This is a genomic window from Amycolatopsis sp. NBC_01488 (genome assembly GCF_036227105.1).
In the GTDB taxonomy this organism is placed as follows: Bacteria; Actinomycetota; Actinomycetes; order Mycobacteriales; family Pseudonocardiaceae; genus Amycolatopsis.
The window spans coordinates 1,011,481-1,026,023 of the sequence record NZ_CP109434.1 but is presented as its reverse complement, the minus strand read 5'-3'; the positions used below and the strand labels follow the sequence as shown (position 1 = coordinate 1,026,023).

General features: G+C 69.6%; 12 protein-coding genes. 6 read left to right on the top strand and 6 right to left on the bottom strand.

The features are described from left to right. Positions 1–6: 6 nt before the first annotated feature. Genes OG738_RS04685 through OG738_RS04670 form a run of 4 tightly spaced genes read right to left on the bottom strand, consistent with a single transcriptional unit; the run spans position 7 to position 4,580 of the window. Positions 7–987 (bottom strand): ABC transporter permease, encoded by a 981-nt coding sequence (locus tag OG738_RS04685; protein ID WP_329051510.1) that lies wholly within the window; start codon positions 985–987, stop codon positions 7–9. Then, entirely contained in the window at positions 984–1,946 is a 963-nt protein-coding gene (locus OG738_RS04680) for an ABC transporter permease (protein ID WP_329051509.1), read from the bottom strand. The genes OG738_RS04685 and OG738_RS04680 overlap by 4 nt, the downstream gene beginning before the upstream one ends. Then, entirely contained in the window at positions 1,939–3,504 is a 1,566-nt protein-coding gene (locus OG738_RS04675) for a sugar ABC transporter ATP-binding protein (protein WP_329051507.1), read from the bottom strand. The genes OG738_RS04680 and OG738_RS04675 overlap by 8 nt, the downstream gene beginning before the upstream one ends. Further along, on the bottom strand, positions 3,504–4,580 hold the full coding sequence (locus OG738_RS04670; RefSeq protein WP_329051506.1) for an ABC transporter substrate-binding protein: 1,077 nt from the start codon (positions 4,578–4,580) through the stop codon (positions 3,504–3,506). Before OG738_RS04670 ends, OG738_RS04675 begins: the two co-directional genes overlap by 1 nt. Before the next feature lie 154 nt (positions 4,581–4,734). Between OG738_RS04670 and OG738_RS04665 the strand changes: the two genes are divergently transcribed. Continuing rightward, positions 4,735–5,736 carry a LacI family DNA-binding transcriptional regulator gene (locus OG738_RS04665; protein ID WP_329051504.1) on the top strand — a complete coding sequence of 334 codons (1,002 nt, stop codon included), beginning with the start codon at positions 4,735–4,737 and terminating at the stop codon, positions 5,734–5,736. Here OG738_RS04665 and OG738_RS04660 read toward each other — a convergent pair whose 3' ends face one another. Next, positions 5,737–6,096 (bottom strand): hypothetical protein, encoded by a 360-nt coding sequence (locus OG738_RS04660; protein WP_329051503.1) that lies wholly within the window; start codon positions 6,094–6,096, stop codon positions 5,737–5,739. Positions 6,097–6,210: 114 nt separating this feature from the next. Continuing rightward, complete coding sequence (locus OG738_RS04655; RefSeq protein WP_329051501.1) at positions 6,211–7,365, bottom strand: AAA family ATPase; 1,155 nt, start codon at positions 7,363–7,365, stop codon at positions 6,211–6,213. A 184-nt stretch (positions 7,366–7,549) separates the two neighbouring features. Between OG738_RS04655 and OG738_RS04650 the strand changes: the two genes are divergently transcribed. The 5 genes from OG738_RS04650 to OG738_RS04630 are packed head-to-tail and all read left to right on the top strand — an operon-like array spanning position 7,550 to position 14,543. Next, positions 7,550–9,541, top strand: coding sequence for a CBM35 domain-containing protein (locus tag OG738_RS04650; RefSeq protein WP_329051499.1), 1,992 nt, complete (start codon positions 7,550–7,552; stop codon positions 9,539–9,541). Further along, positions 9,516–10,406, top strand: coding sequence for a carbohydrate ABC transporter permease (locus OG738_RS04645; protein ID WP_329051497.1), 891 nt, complete (start codon positions 9,516–9,518; stop codon positions 10,404–10,406). The genes OG738_RS04650 and OG738_RS04645 overlap by 26 nt, the downstream gene beginning before the upstream one ends. An 8-nt stretch (positions 10,407–10,414) precedes the next feature. Then, the gene (locus OG738_RS04640; RefSeq protein WP_329051495.1) at positions 10,415–11,293 is read left to right on the top strand and encodes a carbohydrate ABC transporter permease; all 879 of its coding nucleotides are present in this window, start codon (positions 10,415–10,417) and stop codon (positions 11,291–11,293) included. Next, positions 11,290–13,584, top strand: coding sequence for a glycosyl hydrolase family 95 catalytic domain-containing protein (locus tag OG738_RS04635; protein ID WP_329051493.1), 2,295 nt, complete (start codon positions 11,290–11,292; stop codon positions 13,582–13,584). The genes OG738_RS04640 and OG738_RS04635 overlap by 4 nt, the downstream gene beginning before the upstream one ends. Beyond that, positions 13,584–14,543, top strand: coding sequence for an acetylxylan esterase (locus OG738_RS04630; protein ID WP_329051491.1), 960 nt, complete (start codon positions 13,584–13,586; stop codon positions 14,541–14,543). Before OG738_RS04635 ends, OG738_RS04630 begins: the two co-directional genes overlap by 1 nt.

Below are 14,543 nucleotides of genomic sequence, written 5' to 3'. Positions count from 1 at the left end.
CAGGGTTCAGCGGGTACGGGAGCGCGCCAGCAGGCGCTGGATCACCACGACGACGAGCAGGAAGGCCCCGCTCACCACCGTCTGGTAGTTGGAATCGAGGGTGCCGATCTGGTTGATGACGTTCTGGATCAGCGTGCGCAGCAGCACGCCGACGAGGGTGCCGACGATCGTCCCGGCGCCGCCGGTGAGCAGCGTGCCGCCGATGACGACGACCGAGATCGCGTCCAGTTCGGTGCCGACGCCGATCACCGTGACGCCGGACTGCAGGTACGCGGCGGTGAGGACGCCGGCGAACCCGGCCAGCGCGCCGCTGAGCGTGTAGAGGCTGATCTTGGTGCGCGCCACCGGAAGGCCCATGAGCAGCGCGGACTGCTCGGCGCCGCCGATGGCGAACACCGACTGGCCGAACCGGGTGCGGCGCAGCAGCAGCCCGCCGAGCGCGAACAGCACCAGCGTCAGGTACACCGGGACGCCGATGCCGAAGATGGTGCCCTGCCCGAGCCAGAGGAAGGCCGAGCCGGGTTCCACCTTGTACGTCGTCGAGCCTTCGGACGTCAGGGCCAGCAAGAGTCCTCGGGCGAACAGCAGCGACGCCAGGGTGACGATGAACGGCGCCATTCCGGTGCGGGCGATGAGCAGGCCGTTGACCAGCCCGATCAGCGAACACACCGCCAGCGGCAGGAGGATCGCGACGACCAGCCCGTACTGCGCGCCGTACGCGGCGAGGACGCCGCCGAGCGCGTAGTTCGAACCGACCGACAGGTCGATGCCGCCGGAGATGATCACGAACGTCATGCCCAGCGCGATCACCGCGAGGAACGAGCCTTGCAGCACCAGGCTGCGCAGGTTGTCCGCGGTGCCGAAGTGCGGGAACGCGAACCAGGCGGCAGCGACACCGAGCACGAGCACGACGGCCGCGCCCTGACGCTGCAGGACGCCGGCGAACGCGGCGCCCGACGCGTTCGGCTGGGTGGTGGTGGCGGTCATCGGCTGCTCCGCTCGCGCGCGACGTAGACCGCGACGACGATGATGGCCGCCTGGACCATCTGCGCGGTGGAGTCCGGCAGGTTGTGCTTGATCAGGGTCGCCTGGACGAGCTGCATGAGCAGGGCGCCGAACACGGTGCCGAGCACGCGGACCCGGCCGCCGGTCAGCGGGGTGCCGCCGACGACGACCGCGGTGATCGCCGACAGCTCCATGAGCAGGCCGACGTCGCTCGGGTCGCTGGCGGCCAGCCGCGACGTCGCCAGCACGCCGGCCACCGCGGCCAGCGCCCCGGAGATGACGTAGACGCTGATGAGCACGCGCTTCACCGGCAGCCCGGCCAGAGTGCTGGCGGCGCGGTTGCCGCCGACCGCGACCAGGTGCCGCCCGAACGTCGTGCGCTGGACGACCAGCCCGGCGAGCACCGCGAGCACGCCCGCGATGATGACCATGATCGGCACGCCCAGGAGGTCGCCGGTGCCCAGCTCCAGGAAGTCCTGGTTGTGCAGCTGGACGAGCTGGCCGTGCGCGATCACCAGCGCGAGCCCGCGCCCGCCGACCAGCAAGGCCAGGGTCGCGATGATCGGCTGGATGCCCAGGTAGGCCACCAGGTATCCGCTGAACAAGCCCGACACGACGCCCGCGATGACCGCGACGATGATCGCCGTCAGCGGGCCCGCGCCCAGGTAGAGCGGGATGAGCGCGGCGGCGATCGACATCACCGAGCCGACCGACAGGTCGATGCCCTCGGTGCCGATCACCAGCGCCATGCCGAGCGCGACGACGCAGACCGGCGCCGCCTGCACCAGCTGGGTGCGGAAGTTGACCGCGGACAGGAAGTTCTCGGTGAACACGACGTTGAACAGCAGCAGCACGACGACGGCCAGGTAGACACCGTAGTTCTGCAGCCACGCCGTGACTTTCGCGCGGTCCGGTGTTCTGGTCAGGGTGGCGCTAGACATCGTTGTCACCCTCCGCTGCGATCGCGGTCAGTACGTTTTCCTCGGTGATCCGGTCAACGCCGCTCCTAGTGAGCTCGCCGACGACCGAGCCGTCACGGAGGACGACCACGCGGTCGGAGCCGTCGATCAACTCTTCCAGCTCGGACGAGATGAGCAGCACGCCGAGCCCTTCCTGCGCGAGTTCGTCGATCAGGGCCTGGACCTCGGCCTTGGCGCCGACGTCGATGCCGCGGGTCGGCTCGTCGAGCAGCAGGATCTTCGGCCCGGTGGCCAGCCACCGGGCGAGCAGCACCTTCTGCTGGTTGCCGCCCGACAGCTCGGAGACCTTCTGTTCGGGACTCGCGGCCTTGATCCGCAGGCGCTCCATGAAGATCTTCACGATCTTGTCCTGCTTGGCCTTGCTGACCAGGCCGAACGGCGAAAGCGTCGGCAGCGCGGCGAGCACGATGTTCTCGCGCACGGACAGGTTCGGGATGATCCCGTCGGTCTTGCGGTCCTCGGCCAGCAGCGCGATCCCGGCCCGCATGGCGGCCTTGATTTTCCCCCTGCGCAACGGTTTCCCGGCCAGGAGGACGCTGCCGCCGTCCAGCGGGAACGCGCCGACGATCGCCCGCGCGGTCTCGCTGCGGCCGGAGCCGAGCAGCCCGGCAAGGCCGACGACCTCGCCGGGCCGGATGCTCACCGAGACGTCGTGCAGCTTCCGCATCCCGCTGAGGTTTTCCGCCTTGAGCAGCGGTTCGCGCTCGATGTCGTGTTCCTCGCCGAACGCCGTGACGCCTTCTTCGCGGATCTGCTTGATCTCCCGGCCGAGCATCTTGGACACGAGCTCGATGCGCGGCAGGGTGGCCAGCGGTCCACTGTGGACGACCCGGCCGTCGCGCAGCACGGTGACGCTGTCGCAGACCCGGTACAGCTCGTCCATCCGGTGGCTGACGTAGACGATCGCGATGCCTTCCGAGTGCAGTCTGTTCAACACCTCGAAGAGCGTCTCGACCTCGCGCGGCTCGAGCGACGACGTCGGCTCGTCCATGATGACGACCTTGGCGTCGGTCGAGACCGCGCGGGCGAGGGCGACCATCTGCTGCGCGCCGACACCCAGGGTGTGCAGCGGGCGCTTGACGTCGTCGTCGATGCCGTAGCCCTTGAGCAGCTCGCGGGCGTCGGCGTACATCTTGGCCCAGTCGACGAGCCCCGTGCGAGTGCGCGGCTCGCGGCCGAGGAAGACGTTGCCGGCGATGCTCATCAGCGGGACGAGGTTGACCTCCTGGTAGATCGTGGAGATCCCGGCCCGCTGCGCGTCGATCGGCCGCTTGAACGTCACCGGCTCGCCGAAGTGGCGCACCTCGCCCTCGTCGGGCTGGTAGACGCCGGTGAGCACCTTGATCAGCGTGGACTTGCCCGCGCCGTTCTCGCCGACCAGCGCGTGGACCTCACCGGGTCGCAGCGCGAAGCTGACGTCGTCGAGGGCGAGGGTGCCGGGGAACCGCTTGGTCACCCCGGCCACCTCGAGCACCGGTGCGGTCGTCATGGCGACGTCCTCTTCGGTGGCTGCCGTCATCAGTACGCGTTCCCGACCTTCTGCGCGGCGTTGGTCTCGTCGTACTGGTCGTCGGTGATCACGATGCTCGCCGGGATCGCCTCGCCGCTCTCGAACTTCTGCAGCGTCTGGAACGCCAGCGGGCCGAAGCGCGGGTTGGACTCGATCACGGCGTTGTAGCTGCCGTCGGCGATGAGCTGCACGGCGTTGCGGGTGCCGTCGATCGAGACGACCTTGACGTCCTTGCCCGGCGTCTTGCCCGCTGTCTTGAGCGCGTTGACCGCGCCGACACCCATTTCGTCGTTTTCGGCGTACACGGCGGTGATGTCCGGGTGGCTCTGGATGAGCTGCTCCATCACGGCCTGGCCCTTGGACCGGTCGAACTCGCCGGTCTGCTCGGCGACCACGCTGAGGCCGGCCGTCTTCGCGAGCTCGTCCTTGAAGCCCTTGGTGCGGTCGGTGGTCACGTTGTTGCCGGAGGAGCCGAGCAGGATGGCGACCTTGCCGGTGCCGCCGGTGACGCGCGCCATCTCCTGCGCCGCGCGCTTGCCCTGTTCGACGAAGTTCGAGCCGATGAAGGTCAGGTAGTCGGTGCAGGGCTGCGACGTCACCTTGCGGTCGATGGTGACGACCGGGACCTTCTTGGCCTTCGCCGCGTCGAGGGCGGGCTGGAGGCCGTCGGAGTTCAGCGGCGCGACGACGAGCAGCTGGGCGCCGCGGTCGAGCATCGACTTGATGTCGCTGATCTGCTTGTTCAGGTCGCTCTGGGCGTTGGTGACGAGCAGCTTGTCGCTCGCGATGCCGAGCTTGGCGGCTTCGTCGCGAATGGACTGCGTCTCGGCGATCCGGAAGGGATTGGCTTCCTTTTCGGACTGTGAGAAACCGACCACCGCGGTCTTCAGGTCGACCTTGGGGTAACCGGTCTTGTCGAGGGTGCAGCCGTCGGCGCTCGGGGCGGCGGACTGCGCGGACGCGGCCGGCCCGCCGCCGCTGGAGGGGGCGGCCGGGGTCTCTTCCCGGCTGGTGCAGGAGGTGAGGGTGAGCGCGGCGGCGGCCGCGGTGACCAGGACCAGGCGGGGACGGGTGGACAGCGGCACGACGACTCCTCGGGCAGCGACGGTGGGGCCCGCTCACCGGGGTGATCGGAGTCACCGCGGGAGCCTTGAGGTACTTTTTACATCGTTGGAACAACGTTGTAAACCGGCAAATTCTCGCTATGCTTCGGGCCCACCACCTGAGAAGGAGCCGCCCGTGACCGTGACGCTCAAGGACGTCGCCACGCTCGCCGGAGTGTCGGTGAAGACGGTGTCGAACGTGGTGAACGGCTATGCCTTCGTCAAGCCGGAGAACCGACGGCGCGTCGAGGAGGCCCTGGCGGCGACCGGCTACCGGCCCAACGTCGGCGCGCGCAACCTGCGTCGCGGGCGCACGGGGTTCCTGGCGCTGATGGTGCCGGAACTGTCGATCCCGTACTTCGGCGAGCTGGCCGGCCTGGTCATCACGGCGGCGCAGAAGCGCGGCTGGAGCGTCCTGATCGAGCAGACCCAGGGGACGCGGTCCCGGGAGCGCGAGACGCTGTCGTCGCTGGGGCCGCACCTGGTGGACGGCGCGTTGGTGCACCCGGAAGCGTTGGAGGCGGCGGACTTTCCTTCGCCCGGCGAGATTCCCCTGGTGATGCTGGGCGAGCACGCGGTCGACGTGCCGATCGACCACGTGGCGATCGACAACGTCCTGGCGGCGCAGACGGCGGTGTCCCATCTGGCCTCGCTGGGACGCAAGCGGATCGCGGCGATCGGGCGCAACCCGGCTCGTGGAACGTCTTCCCAGCGTCTGGCCGGCTATCGCGCCGCGCTGTCCTCGGCCGGACTGTCCTATTCGGACGCGTTGGTGGCACCGGCGGAGAAGTGGCACCGCTCGGTGGGCGCGGCGGCGATGCGGTCGCTGCTGGCCTCGGATTCCCCGCCGGACGCCGTGTTCTGCTTCAACGACCTGCTGGCGATCGGCGCGTTGCGAGCGGTGGCCGAGCTGGGGCTGCGCGTCCCGGAGGACGTGGCGATCGTGGGCTTCGACAACAACGAGGAGAGCGCGTTCTCGCTGCCCGCGTTGACGACGATCGCCCCCGACAAGACGGCACTGGCCGAGGCGGCGATCGACCTGGTGCACCGGCGCATCACGGGGGACAAGGCATTGCCGCCGCAGGACATCCAGACGCCGTTCGCGCTGGAGATCCGCGAAAGCACCAAGGGGCGCTGATCAACAGGGAGCGACGGCGCCGGTCTCCCCGGCGGCGCACCAGCCGGGGTGAGTGGCGAGCCACGCGTCCCGCTCGCGAATGACTTGCTCCTGGCTGAGCCCACGGGCGGCGTTCAGGCAACTGCCGGTCTGGCAGTCCTCGGCCTGGGGCCGGGTGGTCTTGGGTGCGGCCTTCGCCTTGGTTACCACGCTGGTCACCGTCGTCGGCACGGTTTCGGTCGTGGTGGTTGTGACGGTCAGGGGCTCGGCGGTGATCGTGGTCGGCACCGCCTGCGGAGTCTGCGCGGCGGGCGCGGCCGTGCAGCTGCTGAGCAGCACGGCAATGGCCAGGATCCCGGCGGCGGTGGCGAAGTGGCGCATGTCGGAACTTTCGGGCGCGGCGGACGATCCACTCACCATCCGCCTCGGGCGGCAAAGTCACCAGGGCCGTTGGACCCGAGCCAACTCGGGACCGGCATATCCAAAGGGTCGGGCTCAGCGCTTCGGCCAGTGCCAGGATGGCCTGTCCAGGCGGCCCTGGCCGACGAGCTTTGTCTCGCCGTTCTCCTTTTCCAGCTCCAAAGACCTCACCTCCGCGACTTCCGGCAAAGCCCGGATCAACGGCGAAGCGTGCGAAACCACCACCAGCTGGGTCTCCTTCGCCGCGGTAGCGATCAAGGCCGCCAAAGCCGGGAGCAGGTCCGGGTGCAGCGAAGTCTCCGGCTCGTTCAGCACCAGCAGTTCCGGCGGCCGCGGCGTCAGCAACGCCGCCACCCACAGCAGGAACCGCAGCGTTCCGTCCGACAGCTCCGCCGCCGACAGCGGGCGCAGCAGTCCGTGCTGGTGGAACTGCACCGACAGCAGCCCGTCCTGCGCAACCACCGAGACACGCGATCCCGGGAACGCCCGATCCACCACCGAATCCAGCTCCGCGGCACGGCCGATCTCGACGATGGTCCGCAGGGCTGCCGCCAGGTCCGCGCCGTCGTGGGACAGGACGAACGTGCGCGTGCCGATGCGGGACTGGCGGGCCGGGGCCGACGCGTCCGTGCGGAAGTGGTCGTAGAAGCGCCACGACCGGATGCGCTCGCGGACCACCAGCAGCTCCGGGCACGCCCGCGGGTCCGCGAACTCGCTCAGCATGCTGTCGGACAGCCGGATCGGATGAACGTCGGAACCCCACCCGCCTGACGAGACTCGCGTACGCACCGAAGGGCCCGCCCGGTCGGCGAGCAAGGACGCCGGCTTCAAGACAGCCCCCGACCACACCGCTTCCCGCTTGAACTCCGGGTCCAGGTTGAACATCGTCTCCCGGTCCGGCACCGGCAGCCCCAGGTCGAGCGCGTAGCCGAACTCGTCGCCGGCGAACCCCAGCCGCAGCCCGACCGCCTTCGTGCGCACCGTGCCCTGGACCCGTGCGCCCGGGCGCACCCCGTTCTCCGGACCCGCCCACAACGTCGACGGCAGTCCGCCCTCGCGGGCCAACGCCGCCACCGCGCCGTTGCGGGACGCGTCCGCCAGCAGCCGCAGCGCGCGGTACAGGCTCGACTTGCCGCTGCCGTTCGGGCCCGTGACGACGGTCAGCCCGGACAACGGCAGCACCAGGTCGCGCAGCGAGCGGTAGTTCTCGACGGCCAGCGTGGTCAGCATGCCTCGAACCTAACCGCCACCCCCGACAGTGCGAATTCGTCCGATCTCTGTCCGGCTCAGCCGTTGACATCGCCGAGCCTCAGCAGCCAGAATCCTCAGTCGTCGATCCTATAGGATCCACGGTTTGCGCCAGATGAGCCGTGGTCCTCCGATGTCTGACGAACTCGACCCCGAAGGAGTGGTCATGGCAGCACGCGGCAGACGGGCCCTGGGTGCCCTCGCCGGACTGATGGTGGCCGCGGGCCTGCTCACGGCGCCCGCAGCGGAAGCCCAGCCGGAAGCACCGAAGCCGGTAGCCCAGAAGCCGTACCTGGGCTGGAGCAGCTGGAGCCTCGAGTCGACGAACTACCCGGGCGTCAACCCGACCGGCCCGGCGAGCTGGCTCACCGAGCAGCACGTCCTCCAGCAGGCCGACGTCCTCGCCGCGAAGTTCAAGCAGCACGGCTACACCTACGTCAACATCGACGCCGGCTGGTCGAACGGTTTCGACGAAAACGCCCGCCCGGTCGTCAACCCGGCGACGTTCCCGGACGGCATGAAGTACGTCGCCGACTACGTCCACAAGAAGGGCCTGCAGCTCGGCTCGTACCTGGCCGTCGGGCTGGACCTCAAGGCGTACAACGACGGCAACTCGCCGATCGCGGGCACCACGAACTGCCACACCAAGGACCTGGTCTACCCCGACCTCCGCAAGACCAACGGCTGGGACTCCGCCTACAAGATCGACTTCGCCAACCCGTGCGCACAGTCCTATGTGGACTCCCTGGCGCGGCTGCTGACCGGCTGGGGCGTCGACTTCCTCAAGCTCGACGGCGTCGGCCCCGGCTCCTTCAAGGGCGGCGAGAACTACACCAACACCACCGACGTCGAGGCGTGGCACCAGGCGATCGCCAAGACCGGCCGCCCGATGGAGTTCGTCGTCTCCTGGGCGCTCAGCCACCGCCAGGCCGACGTCTGGAAGGCCAACACGAACGGCTGGCGCGTCGACACCGACGTCGAGTGCTACTGCGACACGCTCGTGACCTGGAACAACTCCGTCAAGCAGCGCTGGAACGACGTCGTGCAGTGGATCCCCGACGCCGGCCCCGGCCACTGGAACAACCTCGACTCGCTCGACGTCGGCAGCGGCAAGATGGACGGCCTCACCCAGGCCGAGCGCCAGAGTTACCTGACGCTCTGGGCTATCGAAGCCGCGCCGCTCTACCTCGGCGACGACCTGACCCAGCTCGACGACTACGGCGTCAAGCTGCTCACCAACGACGAGGTCATCGCCCTCAACCAGGCCGGCGTCCCGGCCAAGCCGGTGAGCCAGACGACCGACCAGCAGGTCTGGTACGACCGCAACGCCGACGGCAGCTACACGGTGGCGCTGTTCAACCTCGCCGCCACGCCCGCTCGCGTGACCGCGGACCTCGCGCAGCTCGGCATCTCCGGCCCGGTCCAGATCCGGGACCTGTGGGCGCACCAGGACGTCGGCACCGCGTCCGGCGACCTGCCGGTGCACGGCTCGCGCCTGTTCAAGATCACCCCACGCGACCGCACCGCGCTGCAGGCCCCGGCCGTCGTGCACGGCACCGCGGCCACCGGCACCAGTGTCTCGCTCGCCTGGGACGCATCCAAGGGCGCGCAGAACTACGACGTCTTCGCCAACGGCAAGAAGGTCGCCACCACGAACGGCACGAACGCCACGGTCACCGGCCTCGGGCCGTCGACGAACTACGAGTTCACGGTTGTCGCCGACCAGCGGTACGGCAGGCCGTCCGCACCCAGCAAGAAGATCAGCGTCACCACCCCCGCGATCGACGGCCCCAAGGCGTACGAGGCGGAGAACGGCAGTCCCCAGGGTGGCGCGACCGTCTACGATTGCGCCTGCAGCAACGGGAAGAAGGTCGGTTACCTCGGTGGCAGTGGCTACGTCGTCCTGCCGGCCGTGACCGTGCCGAAGGCCGGCACCTACCTGCTGCAGCTGTCCTATGTGGACGGCGACTCCAGTCGGACCGGCATCGTCACGGTGAACGGGACGTCGTTCCCGCTGCCGGTCGCCGGGAGCAACGACAACGATTGGAACACGCCGCAGACCGTGACCGTTCCCGTGTACCTGCAGGCCGGGGCCAACACCATTCAGGTCGGCAACCAGGCCGGGTATGTCTATGACGTCGACAAGATCACCGTCTAGGGGCCGGGACGCGCCGGTCGCGTGGCTGCTCATCGCGCCCGCGCTCGCCGGGTTCGCGGTGTTCTTCGCCTACCCGACGCTGCGCGGGCTCTACCTCAGCTTCACCGAGTTCCACGTCCTCACCGAGCCGCGCTGGATCGGCCTGGGCAACTTCCGCGAACTGGTGACCGACAGCGAGTTCTGGCACTCCCTGCTCGTCACGGTCTACTTCGTCGGCCTCTCGGTGGTCTTGGGCGTGCTGGTCTCGCTGGTGACGGCGGTGATCCTGCACCGGCTCGCGGCGTCGGCCACCGTCCGCGGGCTGATGATCCTGCCGTTCCTCATCTCCGGCGTGGTCACCGCGCTGGTGTGGTCGTGGATGCTCGACCCGCAGCTCGGCATCGTCAACATCCTCATCACGAAGCTCACCGGCGAACCGGTGTTGTTCTTCGGCTCGGGTGCCTGGGCGGTGCCGACGCTTGCCGGGCTCAACATCTGGAAGTCCATGGGCTACAACGCGGTGCTGATCTTCGCCGGGCTGCAGACCATTCCGTCCACGGTGTACGAAGCGGGCCGGATCGACGGCGCGAGCGAGCTGCAGATGTTCCGCCGCCTCACCGTCCCGCTGCTGCGGCCGATCCTGGTGATGGTCGTGGTGCTGACCGTGATCAGCTCGTTCCAGATCTTCGACATCGTGCAGGTGACCACCAAGGGCGGACCGGCGAACGCGTCGAAGGTGCTGCAGATGTACATCTACGACAAGGCGTTCGGCCAGTTCGACTTCGGCTACGCCGCGACCATGTCACTGGCCCTGTTCGTGCTGCTCGCCGCCGTCACCTTCGCCCAGCTCCGGATGGCTCGCGCCGGCGAGTCCGACACCAACTAGGAGGGACCGTGCGCCGGATCTCCCCGGGCCGGGTCGTCGCCTGGGCGTACCTCGTGCTCGTCCTGGTCGTGACGATCTTCCCGTTCTACTGGATCGTGCGGACCGCGCTGTCGAACAACTACGCGCTGGCGACGGACCCGTCGTCGCCGGGCCCGGTGGGCTTCACGCTCGGCGCGTTCAAGCGCGCGCTCGGGCTGGCGTCGCCCGCCGAAGCCGCCGCTCAGGGCGGTTCGGCCGCGTCGATCGACCTGCTGTCCGCCCTGCGGAACTCGATCGTCTACGCGGTGCTGCTCACCGTGTGCACGGTGTTCTGCTCCGCACTGGCCGCGTTCGCGTTCTCGCGGCTGCGGTGGACGGGCCGCAACGCCGTGTTCGCCGTCCTGCTGAGCGCGCTGATGGTGCCGCAGGTGCTGACGCTGCTGCCGAACTTCGTGCTGATCAAGGACCTCGGCCTGCTCAACAGCTTCGGCGGGATGATCCTGCCGACGGCGTTCTTCTCGGCGTTCAACATCTTCTTCCTGCGCCAGTTCATGCAGGGGCTCAGCACCGAGATCGAGGAGGCCGCGATCATCGACGGCGCCGGCCCGCTGCGCGTCTGCTTCCGGATCGTGCTGCCGATGAGCGCCGCGCCGATCGCGACGCTCGCCCTGCTGACGTTCATCACCACCTGGAACGACTACCTGTGGCCACTGCTGGTCACCACCGACGACACCGTCCGCCCGCTGACCCTGGCGCTCGCGGTGTTCAAGCAGTCCTCGCCGCAGGCGGCGCTGGACTGGGCCGGCCTGATGGCCGCCACGCTCGTCGCCGCGCTGCCGATGCTGCTGCTGTTCGTGGCGTTCGGCCGCCGGCTCGTCAATTCCATCGGCTTCACGGGGTTGAAATGACCGACGATCTCCTGCTCTCCTGGCCGCACCCGGCGAACGACTGGACCGAAGCGATGCCGGTCGGCAACGGCCGGCTCGGCGCGATGGTCTTCGGCGGCACCGGCCGCACGCGGATCCAGGTCAACGACGCCACCGTCTGGTCCGGCACCCCGGACGGCCCGGCCGCCGCGCTGGCCGGGCTCGACGCCGGACCGGAGCGGCTCGCCGAAGTGCGCGAGGCCGTGTTCGCGAAGGACTTCCGGCGGGCCGAAGACCTCCTGATGGGCTTCGAGGGCCCGTACAGCCAGGAGTTCCTGCCGTACGTGGACCTCTGGCTGACGCTGCCCGAAGGCGTCTCGCACGGCCGGACGCTCAACCTGGACAACGGCATCGCCACCGAGCACCTGACCATCGACGGTCACGACGTCGAGCGGACGACTTGGGTGAGCCGGCCCGCGCAAGCACTGTGCGTCGCGTTGACGTCATCCGGTCCGCTGGACGTCCGTGTCGACGTGTCGACACCGTTGCGGGAGGTCTCGCGAGACGGCCTGGACTTCGGCATCGAGATCCCGATCGACGGCGCGCCGCGGCACGAGCCGCAGGTCGAGGAGCCGCTGCGGTACGGGACGGCCGAGGGCTACGACCCGTTCGGCGCGGTCGCCGTCCGCGTCACCCGGACGCCCACGCAGGTCCTGATCACCCTGGCCGGCTCCACCAGCGCGTACGACGCCTGGATCGGCGACCGCCAGCACACCCGTGATGAACACCGGCGACGCGCGGCCGTCCTCGCCGAGCAGGCCGCGTCGACCGGGATCGAGGCTTTGCGGCAGGCGCACGAAGCCGATCTGCGGCCGCTCCTCGGCGCGTCGTCGCTCCGGATCGGAGAACGGCGTGGCGGCACCCACGATGTCGCCGGACTCCTGTCCGGAACGGACGAACAGCTCACCGCGACCGTCCTCTTCCAGTACGGCCGCTACCTCCTGGCGAGCGCGTCCCGGCCCGGCGCGCCGCCGGCAAACCTGCAGGGCATCTGGAACGACGACCTCCGCCCGGCCTGGTCGTCGAACTACACGGTCAACATCAACACCCAGATGAACTACTGGGCCGCCGAGACCACCGGGCTCGGCGAGTGCCACCTCCCGCTGTTCGACCTGCTCGGCAAGCTCGCGATCACCGGCGCGGACGTCGCGCGCGAGCTGTACGGCGCCCGCGGCTGGGTCACGCACCACAACACCGACCCGTGGGGCTGGGCGCTGCCGGTCGGCATGGGGCACGGCAACCCGTCGTGGGCGATCTGGGCGATGGGTGGCGCGTGGCTCGTCCAGCACGTCTGGGACCACTACGACTTCACGCGTGATCGCGCGTTCCTCGAGAAGACGGCGTGGCCGTTGCTGCGCGGCTGCGCCGAGTTCTGCCTCGACTGGCTCGTCGAAAAGGATGGCTACCTCGAGACGTGCCCGTCGACGTCCCCCGAGAACCTGTTCCTCTCCGAGGCCGGGACGAAGGAGTCGCTGACGCACTCGGTGACCATGGACGTCGCACTGATCCGCGCCGTGTTCGAGCGCGCGCTCGCCGCGATGGAGGCGCTGGCGGTGCACGACCCGTTGTCCGCCGAGATCGAGGCCGCGCTGCCGCGGCTGCGCCCGCTGCCCGTCCTGTCCGATGGCCGGCTGGGGGAGTGGTCCGAAGACCTGCCCGAGGACGACTCGACGCACCGGCACATGTCGCACCTGGTCGCGCTCTACCCGCTCGGGCTGATCGACGCCGTCGCGACGCCGGGCCTCGCCGAAGCGGCCCGCCGGGTGCTGGAGCGGCGCGGACCGGGCGCGATGGGCTGGTCGTGGGCGTGGAAGATCGCGCTGCGCGCCCGCCTCGGCGACGGCGAGACCGCGCGAAAACTCCTCGGCGAGGCGGTGCAGCCGTTCACGGGTGATCGTCACCGCGACGCGCCGGTCGACGGCTCCGAGTGGGGCGGGCTGCTGCCCAACCTGTTCAGCACACACCCGCCGTTCCAGATCGACGGCAACTACGGCTTCCCGGCCGGGCTCGCGGAACTGGTGCTGCAGAGCCAGAACGACGTCGTCACACTGCTGCCGGCGCTGCCCGCGGACTGGTCTTCCGGTGAGGCGCGCGGGCTGCGGTGCCGCGGCGGGCTCGCGGCCGACGTCGAGTGGCGCGACGGCGAACTGCGGTACGCCGTCCTCCGGCGGCTGTCGGGCGACCCGGCCGAGCCGGTGCGGGTGCGCTACCGCGGCCGCGAGACCGAGCTGTGGTTGCGGACCGGCGAGTCGACTGTCCTGAAAGGACTGTGATGCTGACGGACCTCGGTCTCGACGCGCTGTGGGAGTACCGCAGCGCGTACGAAGCACCGCCGGACTTCGACGAATTCTGGACGTCGACGCTGGCCGAGGCGCGCGTCCATGACCTGGCCTTGGACCTGAAGCCGGTGGACACGCCACTGCGGACGATCGACGTCTTCGACGTGACGTTCGCCGGGTTCGGCGGGCACCCGATCCGGGCGTGGCTCAGGCTGCCTCGCGGAGTCGAGGAAGCGCTTCCCGCGATCGTCCAGTTCCACGGTTACGGCGGCAGCCGCGGCAGCGCGCTGCAGGAGCTGACCTGGGCGTCCGCCGGATACGCGCACCTGCAGGTCGACGTGCGCGGCCAAGGCGGGGTGACCTCCGACCCGGTGGGCAGCGGACCGGCGTACCCGGGCCACCTGACGCGCGGCATCGAGAGCCGGGAAACCTACGTCTACCGGCGGATCTTCACCGACGCGGTCCGCGCGGTCGACGCCGCACGGGCGCTGGAGCACGTCGACCCGGCGCGGGTCGCGGTGCTCGGCAACAGCCAGGGCGGCGGGATCGCCCTCGCCACGGCGGGGCTCGTGCCGGACGTGGCGGCCCTGCACGCGCAAGCGCCGTTCCTCTGCGACTTCCGGCGCGCCAGCCTGGTCGGTGGTGAACGGCCTTACGTCGAACTGTCCCGTTACCTGGCCGACCATCGTGACGCGGTCTCGCGGGTGTTCGACGTGCTGTCCTATTTCGACGGTGTCGGGTTCGCCGCGCGCGCGACGGCGCCGGCCTGGTTCAGCGCCGGGTTGATGGACGGCATCGTGCCGCCGTCGACGGTGTTCGGCGCCTACCAGGTCTACAAAGGACAGAAACGGCTCGCGGTCTGGGAGTACAACGGCCACGAAGCCGGTGGCGCCGACGACGTCCAGGCCGTGCTCGAAGGATTTCTGCCCATCCTGCATCCCCACTGGAGTTGA